Raw genomic sequence first — 22901 nt, 5'->3', positions numbered from 1 at the left:
CTTAAGGACCAACCGGATGCCGCAGACCGGATCCATGCCGGGCCTGGACCAGCAGGCCATGCGCCGGCACGCCGGCAGCGCCGCCAGACTGGTGCGGGCGCTGTCCAGCGAGCATCGGCTCCTGGTCCTGTGCGCGCTGTCGGCCAGCGAGCTGTCGGTCAGCCAGATCAACCAGCTGGTGCAACTGTCCCCCTCGGCGCTCTCGCAACATCTGGCGGTGCTGCGGCGGGAAAAGCTGGTGCAGACCCGCCGCGAAGCGCAGACGATCTACTACCGCGTCACCCCCGGCATCGCGCTCGAGGTGGTGCGGCTGCTGCACGACCACTACTGCGGTGCCCGGACGGGCAGAAGGGCAAAAGGCGGGTCGACACGGACCGCGGCCTGACAGCGAAGCCCATGATCACCCCGACAAGGAGAATCATCACCATGACCATCGACCGTGCAGTACTGGCTTTTGCGGGAGCGGTGATACTCATCAGCCTGGGCCTGGGCCTGGAGGTGCACCCCTACTGGTTCTGGCTCACGGCCTTCGTCGGCGCCAACCTGCTGCAGTCGGCGTTCACCGGGTTCTGCCCTCTGGCGATCATCCTGCGCAAGGCCGGGTTGAAGCCCGGCCCGGCATTCTGACGATGCCGCTGCGCCTGCCGGGCCGGCTGCCGGCGCTGGCGGCCGTCCTTGCGCTGGCCGGCTGCGGTGGCCAGCCGCCGCCCGTGCCAGCGGCTGCCTCCGTCGCAAGCCTCGCCTCGGTAGTCATCCAGCCGGTCGCCGTTCCCCTCGAGCGGCGGATCGACGGCCGGGTGGAGGCCGTGGAGCAGGCCACCCTCTCGGCGCAGACCGCGGGCCGCGTCGAGGCCATTCTCTTCGACGTCAATGACGCCGTGCCGGCCGGCGCGGTCATCCTCCGGCTGCGGGGCACCGAGCAGCGCGCCGGGCTCGAAGCGGCGCAGGCTGCGCGCAGCGAAGCCGCCGCCCGCGAGGCCGAGGCGCAGGCGCGCTTCGCCCGCATCAGCGACATGTACGCGCGCCAGGTGGCGGCCAAGGCCCAGTACGAGCAGGCGCAGGCCGAACGCGACGCCGCCGTGGCGCGGCTGGCCGCCGCGCAGGCCGCCCTCGACGGCGCCCGCGAAGGCCTGGCCTACACCGAGGTGCGTGCGCCCTATGCCGGCATCCTCAGCGAACGGCTGGTGCGGGTCGGCGAGGCCGTCGCCCCCGGAACACCGCTGATACGCACCTATGCCGCCGGCCGGCTGCGGGTGGTCTGCGACCTGCCGCAGGCACTCGCCGGCCCGCTGCGTGCGGCCGGCAAGGCCGCGGTGTACGTCGACGGGCGGCGCATCGAGGCCACTGCCGTGACCGTCTTCCCCGAAGTCGACACCGCCACGAACACGGTGCGCGCACGGCTCGATCTCCCCGCCGGCATCCGGGATGTCTACCCCGGCCTGTTCGTCAGGGTGGGCATCGTGACCGGCGAGGAACCACGGCTGCGGGTGCCCGCCACCGCCATCCTCACCCGCAGCGAGGTCACCGCGGTGTACGTCGTCGATGCGGACGGCCGGATCAGCCTGCGCCAGGTGCGCACCGGCGCCGCCAGCGACGGGCAAGTGGAAATCCTCGCCGGGCTCGCCGGCGGCGAGCGCCTCGCGCTCGACCCGCAGGCGGCACTCCGGGCCATCGAAGCCGGGGGCGGCGGGGTCCGCACGCGGTGATGGGCGCGGACCCCGGCATCAGCGGCCGCATCGCGCGGTTCTTCCTGCACTCGGAACTCACCCCGCTCCTGGCGCTCACCGCGCTGCTCCTCGGCGTGTTCGCGGTGCTGGTGACGCCCCGCGAGGAGGAGCCGCAGATCAACGTCACCTTCGCCAACATCATCATCGGCTTTCCCGGCGCCAGCGCCGCCCAGGTGGAAAACCTGGTGGCCTCGCCCATGGAGAAGGTGCTGGGCGAGATCGCCGGGGTGAAGCACATTTACTCGGTATCGCGGCCCGGCGTGGCCGTGCTCTCGGTGCAGTTCAGGGTCGGCGAGGAGCGCACCGCTGCCATCGTGCGCCTGTACAACGCGGTCTATTCCAACCAGGACTGGCAGCCGCCCGGCGCCGGGGTGCTGCCCCCGCTGATCAAGCCCAAGGGCATCGACGACGTGCCGGTGCTGACTCTGACGCTGTGGACCCGCGACCCCGCGCGCGGCGGCTTCGAGCTCGGCCAGGTGGCCCGCTCGATCGAGGCCGAGATCAAGCGCGTGCCCGGCACCCGCGATGTCTACGCCATCGGCAGCCCGGACAGCGTGGTGCGGGTCGACCTCGATCCGCAGAAGCTCGCGAAGGTCGGGCTGTCGGTGGATGAACTCGCCGCCGCGCTCGAGGCCGCGGGCCGGGCCGAGCAGGCGGGTGTCGTCGTCGGTGGCGACCGGCTCACCCCGGTGCAGGCCGGCAGCTTCCTCGCCGGCAGCGCCGAGGTCGCCTCGCTGGTGGTGGCGCTGCGCAACGGCCGGCCGGTGTACCTGCAGGATGTCGCCACGGTGAGCCGCGGCGCCGACCCGCCGCAGAGCTTTGCCTGGCACGGCACCGGGGCGGCCACCCCCGCCGGTGCGGGGCAGGTGCGCCACGCGCCGGCGGTGACCCTGGCGATCGCCAAGAAGCCCGGCGAGAACGCCATCGATGTCACCCGCGCGGTGCTGGCGCGGGTGCAGATGCTGCGCGACACCTGGATTCCCGCGGGCGTGGAGATCACCGAGACCCGCAACTACGGCGTGACCGCCAACGACAAGGCGCAGAAGCTGATCCAGAAGCTGCTGTTCGCCACGCTCTCGGTGGTGGTGCTGGTGCTGGTCACCATGGGCCGGCGCGAGGCGCTGGTGGTGGGCGCCGCGGTGATCGTCACGCTGGCGGCCACGCTGTTCGCCTCCTGGGCCTGGGGCTTCACCATCAACCGGGTGTCGCTGTTCGCGCTGATCTTCTCCATCGGCATCCTCGTCGACGACGCCATCGTCATCGTCGAGAACATCCACCGCCGCCAGCATCTCGATGGCGGCAGCTTCCTCGCCATGATCCCCGCCGCGGTGGACGAGGTCGGCGGGCCGACCATCCTCGCCACCTTCACCGTCATCGCCGCCCTGCTGCCCATGGCCTTCGTCAGCGGGCTCATGGGCCCGTACATGAGTCCGATTCCCATCAACGCCAGCATGGGCATGCTGATCTCGCTCGCGGTGGCGCTGGTGTTCACGCCCTGGCTGTCGGGTCACCTGCTGGCCACCGCCCGCCCCGGGGCCGCCCCCGCGCCCGCAAACGCAAACAGCCGGCTGCACCGCGGGTTCGAGCGGATCATGCTGCCCTTCCTCCACGGCGAGCGGGCCCGCGCCCGGCGCCACCGGCTCTATGCAGGCCTGGGGCTGGCGATCGTGTTTGCCCTGGGCCTCGCGGGGCTGCAGTGGGTGGTCCTCAAGATGCTGCCCTTCGACAACAAGTCGGAATTCCAGGTGATCGTGGACATGCCCGAGGGCACGCCGGTGGAAGGCACCGCAAGGGTGCTGGACGAGCTCTCGCGGGTGATCGAAACCGTGCCCGAGGTGCGCGACTACCAGGCCTATGCGGGCACGGCCGCGCCGATCAACTTCAACGGCCTGGTCCGCCAGTACTACCTGCGCGCCAGCCCCGAGCTCGGCGATCTCCAGGTCAACCTCCTCGACAAGCACGAGCGCCACCGCGCCAGCCACGAGATCGCGCTGGCCGTGCGCCCGGCGCTCGCCGCCATCGGCCGCCGGCACGGCGCCTCGGTGCAGGTGGTGGAAGTCCCGCCCGGCCCGCCGGTGCAGGCGCCCATCGTCGCCGAGGTCTACGGGCCCTTCTACGCCGCCCAGCGGGCCGCGGCCCGCGAACTGCGCACGCTGTTCGAGCAGACGGCCGACATCGTCGACGTGGACGATTCCACCGAAGCAGCCGCCGAACGCCTCGTGGTGTCCATCGACCGCGAGAAGGCGGCGCTGCTCGGTGTGGCGCAGGCCGCGGTGGCCAGCGCACTCGCCACCGGGCTGCGCGACCTCGATGCGGTGTACGTGCACGAGGGCAGCGAACGGCGGCCGATTCCGGTGCGCATCGGCCTCGGCAGGGCCGACAAGGCCGGCCTCGATCCGGTGCTCGAACTCGGTGTGCGCGCCACGACCGGCGCACTCGTGCCGCTCTCGGCGGTCACCCGCGTGGAACGCCTGCCCTGGGATGGCGCGATCCACCACAAGGACCTGCTGCCGGTGGTCTTCGTCACCGGCGACATGGCCGGCAGGCTCGACAGCCCGCTCTACGGCATGTTCGACCTCGTCGGCCAGCTGGACCGCGGCCTGCCCTCGGGGCTGAAGCCCGATCAGCTCTTCATCCGTACCCCCGAAGACCCCAACCGGCTGGCCATCAAGTGGGATGGCGAGTGGCAGATCACCTACGAGACCTTCCGTGACATGGGTATCGCCTACTCGGTGGGCCTGGTGCTGATCTACCTGCTGATCGTCGCCCACTTCCGTTCGTATTTCATGCCGCTGATCATCATGGCGCCCATCCCGCTGACCATCATCGGCGTCATGCCCGGCCATGCGCTGCTCGGCGCGCAGTTCACCGCCACCTCGATGATCGGCATGATCGCGCTGGCCGGCATCATCGTGCGCAACTCCATCCTGCTGGTGGACTTCATCGACGACGAGCTGGCGCGGGGCGAGCCGCTGGAGCGGGCGGTGGTCGATGCCGCGGTCATCCGCGCCCGGCCGATCCTGCTCACCGCGCTCGCGGCCATCAGCGGCGCCCTGTTCATCCTCGACGATCCCATCTTCAACGGGCTGGCGGTGTCGCTGATCTTCGGCATCCTCGTCTCCACGCTGCTGACGCTGGTGGTGATCCCGGTGCTGTATTTCGCCTGGCGCAGCCGGCGGCCGGCCAGCGCCGCAAGGGAGGCCCCATGACGGTTCATCCGGCGAGTCTGTGGCGACTGGCCGCACCCCTGGTGTTGCTGGCCCTGCGCACCGCGGGCGCGGAAACGCTGGCTGAAGCCTGGCAGCTGGCTGCGGAAAACGATGCCGGACTCGCTGCCCTGCACAGCCGGGCGGAAGCCGGGCAGGCAGAGGAGGCCGCCGCCCGCGCCGAGCGCCTGCCGAAGCTCAGCATCGACGGCAGCTGGCAGCGCTTCGGCGATGCCCCGGCGTTCCGCTTTCCCTTCGGCAGCAGCACCTTCACCTCGCCCGAGCTGGTGAGCCACGACAACTTCCTCATGGGCCGGGCGCGCCTGGAGCTGCCGCTCTACACGGGTGGGCGCATCACGGCGGGCATCGAATCCGCCCGGCAGGTGGCCCTCGGGGCCGGCTTCGGCACACAGGCTTACGCGCAGGACCTGCGCCTGCGGGTGGCCACCGCGTACATCGACGTGCTGCGGGCCAGACGTGCGCTGCGGGCGGCGGAGTCCGCGGTGGCAAGCCTCGAAGCCCACGCCGGCGAGGTGGCGGTGATGCTCGAGCGCGGGGCGGTGCCACGCAACGACTGGCTGGCGGCCCGCGTGACGCTGGCTGATGCCGGGCAGGCGCGGCTGCGTGCCGACAGCCGGCAGCAGCTGGCCCTGGCAGCCTACAACCGGTTGCTCGGACAGCCGCTGGACCGGCAGGCCCCGCTCGAGGACATCGCCGAAGCCGCGCCGGTCGCGGGCCCGGTGGACGAGCTGGTCGAACGCGCCCTGGCACACCGGCCAGAACTCGCCGGCTCCGCCGCGCAGGCGCAGGCGCTCGCCGAGCAGGCCCGCGGCGAGAGCGCCAGTCACCTGCCCCAGTTCGGCCTCATCGCCGACTACCAGCACCTCGAGAACCAGGTGCTCGACAGCGAGGACTTCGGCCTGCTCGGCCTCGGCTTCTCCTGGACGCTCTGGGACGGCGGGCGCATCCGCGAGCGGGCCAGCGCGCTGCGCAGCGCCAGCCGCGCCGCGGCCCGCGAGCACAACGATCTCCAGTCACGCATCGCACTCGAGGTGCGGGAAGCCTGGCTCGCGCTGCGCGAGGCGCAGGCCCGCGTGCCGCTGACCCGCGAGGCCGTGGACCAGGCCGAGGAGAACCTGCGGGTCGGGCGCGAGCAGTACGGCGTGGGCCTGGCCACCAGCACCGTCGTGCTCGATGCCGAAGCCCTGCGCCTGCAGGCGGTGGCCAACCACGACAACGCCCTGCTCGACGTCGTGCTCGGCGAGCTGCGCCAGCGCCGGGCGATCGGGGAACTCTGAGGGAGCGGCGCCCCGCTGGCCCGGCCACCGCCGGTCCAGCCGAGGCGACAACCCGCGGGGCCGGGGCGACGCTCAGTATTTTTTCTTCTTCCGGCCGGCGGCCGGGCCCGTCGTCACCGGCCTGATGGCCAGCAGGCGCCCGCGGATCTTCACCTCGGCGATGCGCTCGAGGGTTTCCGGCGCCAGGCCCGCGGGCAGGCGCACGAAGGTCTCCTCGCGCTGGATGTCCACGCCGTTGATGTCCGAGCCGTGGATGCCGCCGACGTTGGCGATGGCACCGACGATATTGCCCACCTGGATGCCATGGCTGCGGCCGACGGCGAGCCGGTACAGCTGCTGTTCCTCGTGGCGCGGGCCGCGCGGCCGGCGGGTTTCCTCGTCCGCCTGCGCACGGCGCGGCCTTGAACCGGCGGATGCCGGTTCGCCGGCCGGCTCCGCGGCAGGCTTCGCCAGCAGCAGCGGTGTCCGGCCCTGGGCGAGGCTCGCCAGCGCGGCGGCCAGGTCCGCGGCATCCGCGCCGCTCTCCCGCGCCAGCTCGTCGATGATGCCGCGGTAGGGCGTGGCATCCCCGCGGCCGAGCGCATCGAGGATGCGGGCCTTGAACTTCGCCACGCGCTTCGCGTTGACATCGCCCAGCGTCGGCAGGCGCAGGGGCTCGAGGGGCTGGCGCGTGTGCTGCTCGATCAGCCGCAGCATGTTGCGCTCGCGCGGCGCGACGAACAGGATCGCCTCGCCGCTGCGCCCCGCACGCCCGGTGCGCCCGATGCGGTGGACATAGGACTCCACGTCGTAGGGCAGGTCGAAGTTGACGACATGGCCGATGCGCTCCACATCGATGCCGCGGGCAGCCACATCCGTCGCCACGAGGATGTCGATCTTCCCGGCCTTGAGCTGGGCGATGGTGCGCTCGCGCTGGGCCTGCACCATGTCGCCGTTCAGTGCCGCCGCGGCAAAACCGCGGGCCTCCAGCTTCTCCGCCAGCTCGGTGGTGGCGAGCTTGGTGCGCGCGAACACCAGCATGGCATCGAAGGGCTCGACCTCGAGGATGCGGGTCAGCGCATCGAGCTTGTGCAGCCCGTCCACCAGCCAGTAGCGCTGGCGGGTCTTCGCGGCCGTGCCCGGCTTCGCGCGGATGGTGATTTCCCGCGGCTCGCGCAGGTGCTTCCTGGCGATCCGCCGGATCGGCGCCGGCATGGTCGCCGAGAACAGCACCACCTGGCGCTCCGGCGGCGCCTGGCCGAGGATCTCCTCGATGGCATCGACGAAGCCCATCTGCAGCATCTCGTCGGCCTCGTCGAGGATCACCGTGCGCACCGCCGCCAGCTGCAGCGTGCCGCGCCCGAGGTGGTCGATCAGCCGCCCGGGCGTGCCGACGACGACGGACGCACCACGACGCAGCGCTGCAAGCTGCGGCTCGTAGCTCTGGCCGCCGTAGACCGGCACGACGTGGAAGCCCCTGAGGTGGGCGGCGTACTTCTGGAACGCCTCCGCCACCTGGATGGCGAGCTCGCGGGTCGGCACGACCACCAGCACCTGCACCTCGCGTCGGGCCGGCTCGAGCCGCGAGAGCGCGGGCAGCGCGAAGGCCGCCGTCTTGCCCGTGCCCGTCTGCGCCTGGCCGACGATGTCCACACCGGCGAGCAGCAGCGGGATGGTGGCGGCCTGGATCGGCGAAGGGGACTCGTAGCCCACCTCCGCCAGCGCCTTGAGCAGCGGCGGGGCGAGGCCGAGATCGGCGAAGGACGGGACGGGCTCGGTGGCGGATGAGGTCATGGTGGACATTCTGACGGACTCGGCGGGGCTCGCATGCTATATGAGCCCGGGACGGGCCGTGGCGCGAGCGCCCGCCCCGGGCGGCGGGCCGGCGCCCGCCTGCCTGTCAACCCGGGCAGCGCCGGCTCGTTGATTCCGTTGTCGATGTCCGGCAGGAACCCGTATGCTCAACCCGCCCACCGCTGATCGCCTGAACCGCTGCCGCCCCATCCTCCCCGGACTGCTGCTGCTCGCCCTGGCGGGCTGCGGTGGCGGCGGCGGCTCCCCGGCCCTCGGTCCACCCGCCGCCGACGACGATGGCCCGCCCACGCCCAACAGCGTCGCCGCCGTCACCCAGACCGCCGGGACCAACGCGCGCTGCACCGCCATCCAGCCCTTCTACTGGGAGATCGGCAACGGCGACGCGGCGCTGGCGGGCGGCAGCTCGACGCAGGCCGGCGGCACGCCGGTCACCGCGGTCACCCGCTGGCCGATCGCCTCGGCATCGAAATGGATCTACGGCATGTACGTGGTGCAGAGGCGCGGCGGCGCCGCGAACCTCAGCCCCGACGACATCCGCTTCCTGAATTTCACCAGCGGCTACACCTACATGGATACCTCCACGAGCAGCCCCACCTGCACGCCACCGGCGAGCGGCGCCAACAGCATCGAGCATTGCCTGACGCTGCCGTCCTCGACGCCCGGGAAAACCTTCTCCAGCTACGATCCGTCCACCGACGGCCTCTTCGACTACAACTCCGGCCACGAGGAAAACCACGCCGGCTTCTTCCAGCCGGAGATCAACGACCTCGACACCGCCGACCTCGGCCCCGCCATCGTCGCCGGCCTCGGCGTGCCCGGCGTCAGCCTGCAGTACACCCAGCCGCTGCTCGCCGGCGGCATCGCCGCCCGCGCCAGCGACTATGCGCTGCTGCTGCGTGCCGTCCTGCGAGGTGATCTCGGCATGCGCGAGGCGCTCGGCAGCCATCCGGTCTGCGCCTGGGTGCTCGGCACCGGCTGCAACGCCGTGCACAGCCCCGCCGTCACCGTGCAGTGGCACTACTCCATCGCCCACTGGGTGGAGGACGACCCCCAGGACGGCGATGGCGCCTTCAGCAGCCCCGGCGCCTTCGGCTTCTACCCCTGGATCGACGCCGACAGGAAGTACTACGGCGTCATCTCCCGCTTCGCCCTGGCCAACGGCGAGATCCAGCAGGGCCTCGCCTCGGCGGGCTGCGGGCAGGAGCTGCGCGCGGCGTGGGAGACGGGGGTGGCGCGGTAGGCGCCCAGCGTCGGCATATGGGTTGTGACGCTGGGGGTAGAGTCCGATGCAGAAGGTTGAGGGTTGACGTAGGTCTCTGATAGCGCATCAGTCTACGCGAGACGACTCGCGGAAATGGGGCACCTATGGGGGCACCGGTGCAGAACTCACCCACGCCTGCCAGATGCCATCTTTTCGCCGCGCGCTAGCGTTGTGGCCCAATGTGGCCCCAATGCTAAGCCGATGGCTATCCTGCACTACCGCCAATTCAGTACCCCGTGTCGACTTCCGCCTTGGAGTCGACGTTCGCGCCTTGCGGGGTATTGCCGGGTTTTGCCTGCAATCCCGGTCTCTCGCTCAGTCCCCCGCGCCGCGTAGTCTTTGCCTCACGCTGACAATCAGCCGAGGCACCACGTCGAATGCATCACAGCAGCTCGAACACGGATCAACCCGAGGGATTCATCGGCGCGCAGATCCTGCGACTGCCGCAGGTCTGCAGAGTGACGGGCCTCGGCCGCTCGATGATCTATCAACTCGAAGCCGAGCGCCGGTTCCCGTGCCGGGTGCGGATCGGTGCCCGCGCCGTCGGGTGGGTTGAGTCGGAGGTGCAGAGCTGGGTGGCGGGACGCATCCAGCATCACCGCGCCGCACCGGGTCCCTGCATGTCGCATAGGTCCCCGCTACCATCGAGCGAGCACGCGACGCTCACCGGTCAGGTGCCGCCGTTCCCAGGACCTCGATGAGTTCGGCGATCACCTGCACCGCGCCCTCTTCGCTGTCTTGCAGCTCGATTGGCGCAAACGCGGGATTGTTCGGCTTCAGTACAATCCGGGTGTGCCGCCAGGTATCGCCGTCGGCGGTCTTTTCGCTCTCATATCGCTTCACGGTGTAGCTGTGGCCGGTTTCCGGGTCCACGGCGCTGCGTAGCTGCACGAGTACGGTACGGCCCTGGCGCGAGCCTGCGACCGGGGCGGCGAACAGGCAGTACGAGCCGTCGGGTATCGCAGGCTCCATCGACTGCCCAACCACCTGCGCGACGAACATTCCACTGCGCAGCGGCCGGTCGGTGCCCGGCTCGACCCATTGCCAGTCGGTATCGACGACGTGCTGGGGGTTACCGAAGGCCCCGGCGGCGACCTTCAGCGGCACGAGCGGCACGCACCGGACATAGCGCTCGCGCGGGGCGCCTTCGACCAGCCGCAACTTCGGTCTGGCGGTCGCCGGCTCGTCCACCCGAAGACGCCGATAGGCCTCTTCCGCCATCCAGGTAGTGACGACCTTCTGGAACGGTGCGTCGTTCATGAACCGGACGAAGATGTCCTCGTTCTGGTCCATTCGGTCGACGAAGAGCTTCTCCAGGACGTTCTTGAAGAGCAGCTCGAACTTGTCGCCGGGATTCACGGCGGCGGCGCGGCGCAGTCCGTCATCCGCCATCGCCGCCTCGACGATCTGGTCGAAGAAGAGCTGGTCGGCCTGGTTGAAGTCCGTACCGAAACGGTCGTTGACGACATCGATGAGCTGGGACAGCGGCACGGGCTGCTCGCGAAGCGCTCCGCTGCCAACTTCCGTCGGTCCGTCGAGCTTCCGAGCTTCCCCGTCCTTGAGGGCGATGGAGCCCTCGCTGATCTTCTGCAGCCGGTAGTACTCCAGCTTCACTTCGTCGTCGAACTGGTAGCCCTCGCCGCTCGAACGGCGCGGGAGCTTGGTCGAGAGGTGCCGCAGGAAGACGTACAGGCGTTCCAGGTCGGAATCCTGATACGGGATCACCTGGCTCAGGAAGCCGTACAGGTTCAGGAACGCCTGCAGCTTGCCGCGCCACAGCTCCGCCTCATCCGCGTCGTCGTCCATCCGGGCCTTGAACCGCGACACGGCCGGATCGAGTGCCGCGTTCATCGTCTGATGATCCAGCGGGCTCTGCTTCTGTCTTGGCTTGAAGTACACCTCGCTGAATCGCGCTACCTCTTCGGCGAGGTAGATGCCCGCGACGTCGAGTTCGCTCTTGATCGCATACAGCCGGGCCGGTTCAACGGCGTCGCCGATTTCGGCGCCTTCGTAGTACGTCTTGAACGCCTGGCGGATCTCCTCGCGATCATTCACGAAGTCCAGGACAAACGTATCGTCCTTCAGCGGATGGATGCGATTCAGGCGCGACAGGGTCTGGACTGCCTGGATTCCCGCCAGCCGCTTGTCCACGTACATCGTGTGCAGCAGCGGTTGGTCGAAGCCGGTCTGGTACTTCTCGGCGACGAGCAGCACCTGGAATTCCGCCGTCGCGAACCGTTCGGGGAGTTCCTTCGCTCGCAGGCCGTCGTTCATGCCCTCTTCGGTGTAGGCGACGCCGGGCAGCTTCTCGTCCTGCACCTGACCCGAGAACGCGACCAGCGACTTGATGGCGTAGCCCTTGGCCTTGATGTACTTGTCGAAGCTCTGCTTGTAGCGGACCGCTTCGAGACGCGATCCGGTGATCACCATCGCCTTGGCCCGGCCACCGATCTTGTGCCGGGTGACGGCGTGGAAGTGCTCCACCATCACCTCGGTCTTCTGAGCGATGTTGTGCGGGTGCAGCTTCATGAACCGGGCCAGCGCGCGTGCCGCCTTCTTGCGCTCGACGTTGGGGTCCTCATCGCAGGCCTTCAGCAGCCGGAAATACGTCGCATACGTCGTGTAGTTGCGCAGCACATCGAGGATGAATCCTTCCTCGATGGCCTGCCGCATCGTGTAGCGGTGGGACGGCTGCCCGTTCCGCCCAAAGACGGCTAGCGTCTTGTGCTTCGGGGTGGCCGTGAAGGCGAAGAAACTCAGGTTCGCCTGCCGGCCGCGCTGGGCCATGCTGCGATAGAGTTCTTCCATGTCCTCGGCACCGTCTTCCGCAGCTTGCCGCCGGGCTTCTTCGTGCAGGTCCTCCCCGCCGAGCACGCCCTTCAGTTCGGTGGCGGTCTCGCCACCCTGCGAGCTGTGCGCCTCGTCGATGACCACGGCGCAGCGCCGGGTCTGCAGTCGTCCGCTGCCCGCATCGCCCCGCTCCTCGGCCATCTTGAGTAGCTGACGCGACACGAACGGAAACTTCTGCAGCGTCGTGATGATGATCGGCACTGCGCTCGTAAGCGCTTCGGCGAGCTGGCGAGAGCTCTCGTCGATCTTCTGCACCACGCCCTGCTTGTGCTCGAACTGGTAGATGTTGTCCTGCAGCTGCTGGTCCAGCACCACGCGATCAGTGATGACGATGACACTGTCGAAGACGCGGCTGTTACTGTCGTCGTGCAATGACGCCAGCCGGTGCGTCAGCCAGGCGATCGTGTTGCTCTTGCCGCTGCCCGCCGAATGCTCGACCAGATAGTTGTGGCCGGGGCCTTCGGTCTTCGCCGCCGCGACCAGCGACCGCACGGCCTGGAGCTGGTGGTAGCGCGGGAACACCAACTGCTCCGTCTTCACCTTGCGGCCTTGCTCGTCGCGCTTCTCATCGATCTGCAGGTGCAGAAAGCGGGCAAGCAAGTCGAGCAGGCTGTCCCGCGCGAGGACTTCCTCCCAGAGATACGCCGTGCGGTAGCTGCGCCCTTGCGGGTCCGGCGGATTCCCGGCGCCGCCACCATCGCCCTTGTTGAAAGGCAGGAAGTGCGTGGCGCTGCCTGCAAGGCGGGTCGTCATCAGCACGGCGTCGGTATCGACCGCAAAGTGCACGAGGGTGCGCTTCTTGAACTCGAAAATCGGGTCGCGCGGATCGCGATCCTGCTTGTACTGGCGGCGTGCGTGCTCGACGGTCTGGCCCGTCATGGCATTCTTCAGTTCGAGCGTCGCCACGGGAATGCCATTGACACTCAGCGTCACGTCCAGTGACTTCTCGGATCGCGTCGAGAAATGCAGCTGCCGTGTCAGGCCAAGGCGGTTCCGCGAGTAGCGCTCTTCCAGCTCCGGGTTCAGCTCATGCGCAGCCTTGAAGTACGCGACGAACAGCGTTCGACCGTAGCATTTGAAGCCATGGCGCAGGGTGGCCAGCGAGCCGTTGGCATCCATCCACTTGCAGAGGTCGCCGAGGATCTGCTCGCCGGTCTTCACGCCGTGCAGCGTCTCCAGCTTCGCCCATTCTTTCGGCTGGGTCTCCCGGATAAAGTCCAGCACCGCGGAGGGAAAAATGGCGCGTTCCCTGTCGAAACCTTCGCCTGGAACAGCTACGTAGCCGTGATTGAGTAGGTAGTGCTCGATTACCGTCTCGAAGGCACCTTCGGAATGGCGCGATACGGTCATTCGTGCTCGTCCTTCTTGCGTCGGGACGTGCGCTTTGATTCGAGCCGCTTCACCTCGGCTTCGAAGTCGCTCTCGAACTCGCGGTCCTGTCGCACGCGAAACTGATCGAACTGCTCCTCTGCGAGGCGCTTGGCTATCTCCGCAGAGACCTTTCCCGCATTGGCGAGCACCTCGTACTCATTGAACTGCAGGAATGCGTCGAGGCGCTCTGTCCAGTCGGCCATCCTCATTGGAATCTGGCGGGCGGCCTGGTTCTCCGCGTAGTCCAGGTACATCGAGACAATGCGTTCAAGCTCCTTGATCTCCGTCTCGATCAGGTAGTTCTTGGCGACACCGACGTCCGTCTTGAGAATCTTGCCCTTCGGGGCGTTCTTCCAGGTGGTGAGGCCCATCGACGGCTTCGAAGCATCCGCCCTGTCGGCGATGATTTCTGCAGCCGTCTTGCCAGTCACAGCCCAGTGCAATTTGTTCTGCACGGTCTTGAAAAAGGTCTTGGTCGTCTCGGCCTGCGCGTCGTAGTCGATGCTGCACTGCTCGTAGATGTCCGTGATCTTCAGGTAGAAGCGACGCTCGCTGGCCCGGATCTCGCGGATCCGTTCGAGCAGCTCGTCGAAGTAGTCTTTGCCGAAGCGCTTGTTCAGCTTCAGCCGCTCATCGTCGAGCACGAAGCCCTTGACGATAAACTCCCGCAACGTCTGCGTGGCCCAAATTCGAAACTGGGTCGCCTGCGCGCTATTTACCCGGTAGCCGACTGAGATAATGGCGTCGAGGTTGTAGAACGCAATGTCGCGGGCGACTTCGCGGGAGCCCTCAATTCGAACCATCCGGATTTTCCGGAGAGTTGCCCCTTCCGAAAGCTCGGCGCTGTCATAGATGTTGCGCAGATGTTCGTTGACAGTACGGACGTCTACCCCGAATAGCTCGGCCATCCGTCGCTGGTCGAGCCAGAAGGTCTCTGTTTCGTAAAGTACTTCGACGCGCACGGAGTCGTTTGCGGTGCGGTAGAGAATTAGCTCACCGTTGAGCATGCCGTTGGTCTCCGTTGTCATCGCTGGCGCTCCTCCGCCGAGCGTACGAGCTTCCATTCGCGCAATGAGGAGTCGATCTCGCAGGCGTGCGTCATGGCCAGTCCGGTGGCAGAGGGCGCCATCTCTTGTTAGGCACGCCGTTGTGGAAAGCGACGAGCTGCGCCAGCGGAATGTCGACGTGGACAACGTCGTCCACATCCCGTTCGATCAGCCGGCATAGGTCTCGCTCCCACCGCTCTGTGCGAGGCGCCCACGCTCGGCAATCCGAGTAGTGTCCGTTGTTTGCAATGGCAATGATGGAATGGAGTTGGAACCCGACAGACTGAATCAGGTGGTCGTACGAGGACGTGTCGGTGTTCCAAGCCGGGCAAAGCACCACGTTAATGCGCCCAAGTAGATCCGCCACGCGCCGCGCCTCGAGTAGCTCGCTACATATCAACACCGATAGTGAACCCAGTGCCGATTTCACGACCGTTCGCGGCAAGCTGGTGGACGGTATGGGTGAGAACGAGACGGGTGGTTTCAATTTTGCGAGCTGAATTGCCTCCTCTCGCGCCGGCAAGCGTTTCGTCCAGGGCCATGTTGCTGCCGACGAGAACGGCCCAGGTAGCACTGCGACTACCTGATTGTGCACATGGGGTTGCTTCGGGTCGTGTAGGTATTCAAGCCCGGCGATCAAGCCGAACTTGCCAAGTCGAACAACGTGGTTCGATACGGCCCGAAGCCACCGGCGTGGCAACGAAAGTTCGGGAAGCACCAAGACTGCTGGGACGTGGCCGCGCGCAACGCGGGTCGCCTTGTCGAGCACAATCGCGATCCCCTGAAGCCGGTCCCGCGTCAGCATCGGGGCGTTGTAGGGCGGGCTTGCAATTCGAGTTGCCGCAGCGGCCCACGCCCGATCAGAGATCTGGAGATTGCCGAGGATGATGCGTGGATCTGGTGGAGAGGAGGTACCCACGTCCGGCTCCGCTGCCGGAAATGAATCGATGAACACGGTGCTTCGATCAATCACTTGGCCCACAGGGTCGCGGTACTCTGTCCCACGAACTGCGTTGACGACTTCGAGCAAGTGTGTGAACACGTCGGGCGCAAAGCCGTCCTTCTCGACGCGATACAGCCATCGACGCGCGATGTCGAAGTACGACGGAGGGCGCGTGCAGAGGAAGAGTCGGGCGGCAGGCATGAGCCACGGGCGATCGCCTAGCTCTTCGCAACGCTCAAGAAACTGGTCTATCACCGCTAGGCGGGCCGAAAGCTCGAGATCAACCCTTAACTCCTTGCGCAGCCAGCTCCGATCTATCTCAACCGAATGAAAATCAAGCTGAGCGTCGTCTTCGCGATCCCGCGAGCGCAGATCAGCAGCGGCGAGCTGTTCAGCTCGCCGCCGCAGTACTGTTGCTCCAACTCTTCTTGTCCTTACTACAAGGCCCTTGGGAATGCGGCTCTCAATCTGGGCGGCATTCATGCCTATCGGCAAGGATGAACTAATGGCCTCTAGCCGGCGTTCATGCAGATAGTTCCGTAGCCAGGTCCAGGGCGCGATCCTTCCGGGTGGGAGTTCACACCCTCGATAGTAGAGTGTCGTGGTAGCAGCGCGAAGTGAATCTACCGTGCCCCATATGCGGTCCATGCGCTCCCGCAGTTCCGTCGCGGACTTCCAATCCCCGGTGCTGATCGCCAGCTTGAGCAGCCGCAGCGAGACATCAAAGTCAGAAACCCAGTTGTCCTCAGAGTCGAGTACCCGACCGACGCGCTCAAGGCATCCCCGAACGATCTCCTGAGCTTCTTCGTGGCCAATGAGGCTAGATACTCGTTCGAGCGAGTGCAAACTCGTCGACAGCGCGAAGCGCTCAAGTCTGGCGCGGTCCGCATCTCGCAGTACTCGAAGAGGTGATCCCTCGGCTTGGCCCGCCCGTATGAGGTGCGTGACACCGTCTCCCACTAACGTCGCAGAGTCGATAAAGGCTCGCCGTTCACTTACGGCCTTGCCGAAATCCGAAGAAACCGCTTCTACGAAGTCGAGGCCGGGCGCCCCAGCAAGGTGGTGGACTCGGACCTTTGCATTCTGCAATTGGAGCTCAGAGCCATCACGTCCCAGCAAGTGGACGTCCAACCGCAAGACGTCATCGTCACCATCAAGTAGCGGGAGGAATCGCTTTATCGTTTTCAGGCGGGTGCTATCGGTATCGAACTCACCACCCTTTGCGACGATCACTAAGTCGTCGACGTATCTCCGATAGCAAAGGACGCCGGATTGCGCCGTGACAAATCGATCCAGCGGCGCCAAAGATAGGTTTGCGACCACCCGGCTAGTCAATGCGCCGATCGGTATACCAACTGCAATCGGTGTGGCTGCGCGACGCCCTGCCTCGACTCGAAATCTTCCGTACGCAGCTAGCAACGATGCGGTCGCGCGCCTGTATTCCCTTATGTCACTGTCTTGAGCGCCAAGGCCCAGCAATCCCGCGAGGAGCTGGTCTCCGAGCATGAACGAGGGTTCTACGGTGTCGTAAAAGCTCGCGAGGTCGCCATTAATGATCAGCGCCTCCTCCCCGCGACCCAGAGCGCTTTTCGCAGCTTCTAGAGGCTCCGCTCGAAATTTCTGATATCGGGTAGGCCAGTACTCGAATAGCCAGCGTCTGTGCGGCACGACCTCACCATTTCGAAGGTCAAGTCTGTAGCCAACTACCTCCTGATCCAACAGCAACGCATCAAGAAGCCCGCCAAACCGCCAGAGGTACAGGACCTCGGCAACGGCAAACTCCGGGTGGGGTGTCAGCCTGATTTGGACGTCGATGGCGCGGCGTCCATCTTTTCGGCGCGACGGGCCGATGCGAACAACGCCTTCACCCGCTTGGTCGGCTACGCGAAGTCGCTTGGGAACGAGCCACGTTTCACCGACGGGTAGTTTGTCGAACCACGCGCTCTTCTCCAGCTTGCTCTGCAGCGCTTTTAGGTTTTTCGGCAAATCCTGTTCATAGGCCGCGAGCTCAAGGAGTCCCACCCCACGCCTTTCGAAGTAGAGAGCGGTCTTTGCCTGCCGGAAGGCTAGGTACAACTCAGCAATCGTGGGCGGGCGGGACAACGTCACCACCGGCAAGCGCTCCTCGCTTCCGTTTGCATTCGCAAGGGTCCCCTACAAGCTTCCGACTTGCCGCCTTCGGCCTCGAACCAGTAGTCGCGGTGCGTACGACCACCCTCGGTCTGGTAGCTGTTTGGCCCGCCACCTGAAGGGAACTGCGGGGTCACGAGGCGCCGTTCCCTGGAAGGACGAGCTGCACTGCCAGACTCCTAAGCATCGTGAAGGTGTCCCTTGAGGGCACCTTGAACTGCGCACACACGTCCGGCAGCAGCACCCGGCTCCGCGAATCGGGTCTTGGCTGCTCGTTGGTCACAACGGTCGTGCCGTGAACCATCGAGTAGGCCACGAGCCAGCCATCAGCCTCGGTCGCGAACTTCGCCTTGGCGCGATCTAGGTACTGGGTGCTGCGCTGAACCCACAGCACGATTTCAGCGTAAGCGTCGAGCACAGCCTTTGACTGTGCGGTGTGGAAGAAGCCGGCCGGGACCTTTCCCTTGACCCATTGCACGAGGTCTTCCTTGGGCTGACCCGCGAGCAGTTCAGCCTTGATACGGTCGATACTGTGCGCGCGGTCCTCGCCGTGCGCCCGAATGATCGCGTCCCAGAAGCCGGGACAGATGTCGAAGGCGTAGTAGGCGTTCTTCGCTGCGATGAAGACGTCGGAATCGAGGACGAAGACCGCTGGCTTCTTCATGGCAGCGGGACGCCAAGACGGCGTCCGTACTCCTGGAAAGCGCCACCGCGCAGCCCGGTCAGGTCGTACGCCTCCTTGAAGCTCAGGCGGCCTTCCAGCGCTGCGCGCATCACGGAGAGCGCGAAGGTCGCGCCTAGACGGGTGTTCTGCGTGTTGTAGAAGTCGCCGCCCCCCGAAGCCTTCGTTCTCTCGCGCTCCCGCTGCGTGTATTCGGTGTAGAACCTAAAGAATGCATCGCGCCCAATGAGGCGAAGATCCATGGCACGGCGACCGGCAACGATGGGGCTGACCTTGAACTGTCGCGCGAGTCGCTCGAACACATCGCGTTCCTGCTTCACCGCCGGCCACGCGCGCTTGAGCTCGGCAGCGGGCACGAGAAATTCGGCGGCTGCGCGGTCGCAGAACTTCTCGACACGCTGATTGCCGGGGAAGATGCCCTCGAAGCCAGAGATCCCCTCGCCCTCGCGACCTAACCAGACGTGCGCCAGTTCGTGCGCCAAGGTGAACATCTGCGCCGACTTTGCATCCGCTCCGTTCACGAAGATCAGTGGGGCATAGGGATCGGTGAGCGCAAACCCGCGGAACTCATTGACGTCAAGCTTGCGGGAAGTATTGTTGCCGACCACTCCATTGATGACGGCGATGACGCCGAGCGCCTCGACGCGGCGTCGCAGTTCGCCCACTGCCTCCGTCCAAGTTCGGACTTCCGACGCCCAACCGTCGTCGAGACCGATGAACCGCCGCATTTCCCGTCCAGCCGCTTCCGGCTCGTCGGCAAGGCGAGCACCGCCTACGAAGTCCAGCGGTTCGCCGTCACCCTCTCGTCGCTCTTCGCGCAGCCAGTCCTGCCGACGCTGCATCGCGTAGATGGTGTCGAGAAGGTCGGCGCTTGGCCGTGAATAGCCCGAGCGAACCGTGCGGAAGTCCTGAATAGGTAGCCGCTCGACCGGAGGCTCCGGCAGGAAGAAGTAGCCGATTGGCGTGTGTGTCGCCTTGGCGAACGTCTCCAGTTGCTTGAGCGTCGGCTGCTTCTCACCGCGCTCCCAGTCTTCGAGCTGCGGGAACCGTACGCCCAGTTCGAACTCGTCGATTCGCGAGCGTTCGCAGGCCCACCGAAGAAGCTGCCGGCTGACCTGCACGCGGGTCACGCCGCCGCCCTCACGTCGAGCTGGCCCGTCACCGCGGCGGCAATGAGCGCAGAGCGGCGCTCCTTGAGGAGGCCAATAGTTCGCTCCGTCGCTACCAGCACGGCGTCGAGCTTTTCAGACTCGCGAGCGATGTGCTTCGCGATAGCTTGTTGCTCTGCTTTTGGCGGCACCGGCAGGTACACCTCGAAGAAGCCTTCAGGGTAGAGGCGGAGACGGGAGGACCAGACCCCCTTCGAGTAGCGCGTCACCTCCTGGGCGAACACCGGGAGGCGAGCGAGCGCATCGACATAGGAAGGGGTGAGGCGTGGGCCGGGCTTGTAGATGTTGTAGGCAGGGCTGACGATGCCCTTCACAGGAGCGATGCCCATCGCACCCATCCATGCCCACAGCGTGTTGATAACTAGGTCCCCCGGCTCGCAGAGCTTGTAGCCCTCGTTCGTTTCGGCCTCGAACATGTTGACGTCCTTCTCGGACCGAGGCGTGACGCCCGTGAGGTGCGAGACGGTGAGCATCTCCTCTTCGCCGGTCGTAGAGCGCACGTCGCGCTCGCGGAAGAGCCAGCGTGCGCGCTCGATCTCCCAATGCGCTGGGATCTCTCCCAACCACGGGACACCGGAGTCGTGCAGCGTCACCTTCGGGTCGAGTCCGCGCGTGACGGCCGTGGCGATGATGGCCTTGCGCCTCTCGGCTAGCAGATCGAGCACGCGCTGCTTGGCGGCGGCCAGTGCATCAATCTCGCCGACCTCCGCGTCGAGGAAGTCGACGATTGCGCGCTGTGCGGCCCGCGGTGGCACCGGGACCGGAACAGTCCCGATGAAGTCCCATTCAGCGCGTGGCATCTTCGACCCGTAGGTGGACGAATCTACCGCGTCGACGAACGAAGGTTGGAGTAGTACATAGAGCAGGTAGCGAGGCTCGACACGCTCTGCGCGCATGACGAGCGCTTCCGTAGTGCATCGGCCTCCAAAGTCCGCAACCCATGCCTTTGCCAGATACGGCCGCAGCTTTCCAAACAGGATGTCGCCGGACTGAAAGCTGTTTGTCTGTGACTGACCAACGCTATCGTCGACCGGGTCCTCAGAAGGCGGTACCGTATCCGGTGTCGCCTTCAGTCGCCCAGTCCACGATTCAATGTTCTCTAGTCCCACATAGGGACCTTCTACGACGTCGGCGCGAATGCGTTGAAGCTCAACGACGTGCTTCAATCTCCGCGTTTCGAACGTACGCTTGGCGGTCACGCGGTCACCTCGCGCAACAACCGGAGGATTTCTTCCTCAGCTTTCTTTAAGTCCGCGTCGATTTCGGCGAGCGGCCTCGGCGGCGTGAACGCGTAGAAGTGTCGATTGAAGTTGATCTCGTAGCCGACCCTGTCCTTGCTTCGGTCTATCCATGCGTCAGGGACGTGCGGCTCAACTTCTCGCTTGAAGTACGCCTCCACATCTTCCTTGAGCGGCACGTTCTCGAAGTCTCGCAGGTCCGCATCCACCTCGAAGCCGGAACCGCGGCCGCCCGTCGGGACGGGCTTGGCCTTCGCATCTCGCTGCGTGAAGACCGATCGGAACAGCTTCTGCTCAGTGGCCTTCCAGCGACTGCCGCGCTTCTTCAGCAGCGCCTCGATCTCGTCCCAAGCCGCCGGCCAGTCCAGCCGAGGCTCACGACCGAGCGACTTGTCGATGGCCTGCACGTCATCGAGCAGATGCGGACAGGCGTCGAGGAAGCGAGCCTTGTCCTCCGTTGTCATCTCGTAGCGCAGGCGCAGCGGTCGCTCTACGGTCACGCGGGTGTAGCCGAAATCGGCGTTGTCGAAGATCTTCGAGCGCTCGCCCTCCTCGAACTTGCCGTAGAGGCGCACCAGCTCATCGATCTGGGCAACGGTCATGTGTCGCCGCTTGTCGCCGAGGCTGCGCTTGCTGTCCTCACTGCCTCCAGGCGTCCAGACATCGCGCGCGTCCAGCAGCTGCACCTTGCCCTTGCGTCTCTTTTCCTTGCGGTTGGTCACCACCCATACGTACGTGCCGATGCCGGTGTTGTAGAACATGGCCTCCGGCAGGGCGACGATGGCTTCGAGCCAATCGTTCTCCAGCAGCCACTTGCGGATCTCGCTCTCGCCCGAGCCCGCGCCGCCGGTGAACATTGGCGAGCCGGAGAACACGATCGCGAGCCGGGAGCCTTCCTTGCGCTCCTTCGGGTTCACGTCCTCGCGCTTGCTCCACATGTGCTGCAGGAACAGCAGGGCGCCATCGTTCACGCGCGGCAGGCCGGCGCCGAAGCGGCCGTCGAAACCGCGCTTGTCGCGTTCCTTGACGATGACCGCCTGCTGCTTCTTCCAGTCGACGCCGAAGGGCGGGTTACTCAGGAAGTAGTCGAAGGTCTCGGTCGGGAACTGGTCCTCGGTGAAGATATCGCCGTAGCGGATGTTGTCGCCGCCGCCGTTGTGGCTCACTTCCTTCATGAGCATGTCGGACGCCGCCGTGGCGAAGGCGGGCTTGTTGTAGTCCTGTCCGTAGGCGTAGAGCCTGGCTTCGGTGTTGTGCTCGCGCAGGTAGCGCTGCGCCTCGGCCAGCATGCCGCCGGTGCCGCAGGCCGGGTCGAGGAGCTTACGCACAGTGCCCGCTGTGGCCAGCAGCCTGTCGTCGTGGATGAAGAGCAGGTTGACCATCAGCCGCACGACTTCACGCGGCGTGAAGTGATCGCCGGCCGTCGTGTTGTCGAGCTCGTTGAAGCGGCGGATGAGGTTCTCGAAGATGAGCCCCATCTGTTCGTTGGGCACGTTCGACGGGTGCAGGTCCACGTCGGCGATCTTCGAGACGACGAGGTAGAGGATGTTCGCCTCGTGCATCTTCTCGATTTCGGATTCGAACTCGAAGTAGTCGAAGATGCGCTGGACGTTGGCCGAGAAGCCCTTGATGTAGCTGACCAGGTGTTTGTTGATGTTGTCCGGGTCGCCTTTGAGCTTCGCGAAGTCGAGCGGCGAATGATTGTGGAAGCGCTGGCCTGCGACCTTGTTGAGCTTGGTGTCGAGCGCGTCGCCAGAGAGCTTGCCGCCCCTGGCCCGTTCGTATTCGGCGACCACCTTGGCCTTCGTCGGCTCCAGCACACAGTCGAAGCGACGCAGCACCGTCAGCGGCAGCATCACGCGCTTGTACTGCGGAGGCAGGTAGGGGCCGCGCAGCAGGTCGGCGATCTGCCAGATCAGGTTCGCGAACTGGTTGTGGTCAGCGGCCATGCGCGCCTCCACCGTCCTTTGCTTGGCGCGACTGCGCCGCCAGCCAGCGATCGAACTCGGTGCGCGTGATGCGCCACTGGCCGCGGATCTTGAAAGCCGGGATCTCACCCGCCTGGGCCATCGTGTAGACGGTCTTCTCGGCGAGCTTCAGGAGCGCGGCGGCTTCCTTGATGGTCAGGACCTCATCGGCCATGGGCGGTTCGCTGTGCTGGACTTGGGAGGCTGAAGGTATCAGAT

Annotated in this window: 15 protein-coding genes and 1 pseudogene; 7 read left to right on the top strand and 9 right to left on the bottom strand. The window is 66.1% G+C overall.

Annotation, left to right across the window (positions count from 1 at the left end; all coding sequences use genetic code 11):
* The first annotated feature begins 16 nt into the window (after positions 1-16).
* Genes HRU81_12565 through HRU81_12545 form a run of 5 tightly spaced genes read left to right on the top strand, consistent with a single transcriptional unit; the run spans position 17 to position 6231 of the window.
* Positions 17-385 carry a winged helix-turn-helix transcriptional regulator gene (locus tag HRU81_12565; GenBank protein QOJ32878.1) on the top strand — a complete coding sequence of 123 codons (369 nt, stop codon included), beginning with the start codon at positions 17-19 and terminating at the stop codon, positions 383-385.
* A gap of 41 nt (positions 386-426) precedes the next feature.
* Positions 427-627, top strand: coding sequence for a DUF2892 domain-containing protein (locus tag HRU81_12560; protein QOJ32877.1), 201 nt, complete (start codon positions 427-429; stop codon positions 625-627).
* A 2-nt stretch (positions 628-629) separates the two neighbouring features.
* Complete coding sequence (locus tag HRU81_12555) at positions 630-1706, top strand: efflux RND transporter periplasmic adaptor subunit (protein ID QOJ32876.1); 1077 nt, start codon at positions 630-632, stop codon at positions 1704-1706.
* Positions 1706-4936 (top strand): efflux RND transporter permease subunit, encoded by a 3231-nt coding sequence (locus HRU81_12550; protein ID QOJ32875.1) that lies wholly within the window; start codon positions 1706-1708, stop codon positions 4934-4936. Before HRU81_12555 ends, HRU81_12550 begins: the two co-directional genes overlap by 1 nt.
* Positions 4933-6231, top strand: coding sequence for a TolC family protein (locus HRU81_12545; protein QOJ32874.1), 1299 nt, complete (start codon positions 4933-4935; stop codon positions 6229-6231). Before HRU81_12550 ends, HRU81_12545 begins: the two co-directional genes overlap by 4 nt.
* Positions 6232-6303: 72 nt before the next feature.
* Here HRU81_12545 and HRU81_12540 read toward each other — a convergent pair whose 3' ends face one another.
* Positions 6304-8004, bottom strand: coding sequence for a DEAD/DEAH box helicase (locus HRU81_12540; protein ID QOJ32873.1), 1701 nt, complete (start codon positions 8002-8004; stop codon positions 6304-6306).
* A gap of 163 nt (positions 8005-8167) precedes the next feature.
* On the opposite strand from HRU81_12540, the gene HRU81_12535 reads away from it, so the two are divergent.
* Both HRU81_12535 and HRU81_12530 read left to right on the top strand, forming a co-directional pair.
* Entirely contained in the window at positions 8168-9265 is a 1098-nt protein-coding gene (locus tag HRU81_12535; protein ID QOJ32872.1) for a hypothetical protein, read from the top strand.
* 398 nt (positions 9266-9663) lie between these two features.
* The gene (locus tag HRU81_12530) at positions 9664-9987 is read left to right on the top strand and encodes an AlpA family phage regulatory protein (GenBank protein QOJ32871.1); all 324 of its coding nucleotides are present in this window, start codon (positions 9664-9666) and stop codon (positions 9985-9987) included.
* 493 nt (positions 9988-10480) lie between these two features.
* Here HRU81_12530 and HRU81_12525 read toward each other — a convergent pair.
* From HRU81_12525 to HRU81_12490, 8 genes and pseudogenes are all read right to left on the bottom strand, one after another.
* Positions 10481-13486, bottom strand: a pseudogene (locus HRU81_12525) (type I restriction endonuclease subunit R).
* The gene (locus HRU81_12520; GenBank protein QOJ32870.1) at positions 13483-14535 is read right to left on the bottom strand and encodes a virulence RhuM family protein; all 1053 of its coding nucleotides are present in this window, start codon (positions 14533-14535) and stop codon (positions 13483-13485) included. Before HRU81_12520 ends, HRU81_12525 begins: the two are co-directional and overlap by 4 nt.
* A gap of 70 nt (positions 14536-14605) precedes the next feature.
* Positions 14606-17608, bottom strand: a complete 3003-nt coding sequence (locus HRU81_12515; GenBank protein ID QOJ32869.1) for an RNA-directed DNA polymerase — start codon at positions 17606-17608, stop codon at positions 14606-14608.
* Between the two features lie 151 nt (positions 17609-17759).
* Positions 17760-18290 carry a DUF4411 family protein gene (locus HRU81_12510; GenBank protein QOJ32868.1) on the bottom strand — a complete coding sequence of 177 codons (531 nt, stop codon included), beginning with the start codon at positions 18288-18290 and terminating at the stop codon, positions 17760-17762.
* A complete protein-coding gene (locus HRU81_12505) occupies positions 18287-19438 on the bottom strand; it encodes an ImmA/IrrE family metallo-endopeptidase (protein ID QOJ32867.1) in 1152 nt (383 codons plus the stop codon). Before HRU81_12505 ends, HRU81_12510 begins: the two co-directional genes overlap by 4 nt.
* Positions 19435-20676: a restriction endonuclease subunit S gene (locus HRU81_12500; protein QOJ32866.1), complete on the bottom strand. Its 1242-nt coding sequence runs from the start codon at positions 20674-20676 to the stop codon at positions 19435-19437. Before HRU81_12500 ends, HRU81_12505 begins: the two co-directional genes overlap by 4 nt.
* The gene (locus HRU81_12495; protein QOJ32865.1) at positions 20673-22664 is read right to left on the bottom strand and encodes an SAM-dependent DNA methyltransferase; all 1992 of its coding nucleotides are present in this window, start codon (positions 22662-22664) and stop codon (positions 20673-20675) included. The genes HRU81_12500 and HRU81_12495 overlap by 4 nt, the downstream gene beginning before the upstream one ends.
* Complete coding sequence (locus tag HRU81_12490; protein QOJ32864.1) at positions 22654-22857, bottom strand: helix-turn-helix domain-containing protein; 204 nt, start codon at positions 22855-22857, stop codon at positions 22654-22656. Before HRU81_12490 ends, HRU81_12495 begins: the two co-directional genes overlap by 11 nt.
* Positions 22858-22901 lie beyond the last annotated feature (44 nt).

It is taken from the genome of Gammaproteobacteria bacterium (assembly GCA_015709695.1).
Lineage (GTDB): Bacteria > Pseudomonadota > Gammaproteobacteria > Steroidobacterales.
Note: the sequence above shows the minus strand (reverse complement) of the source record. Positions and strands in the feature narration are given on the sequence as shown.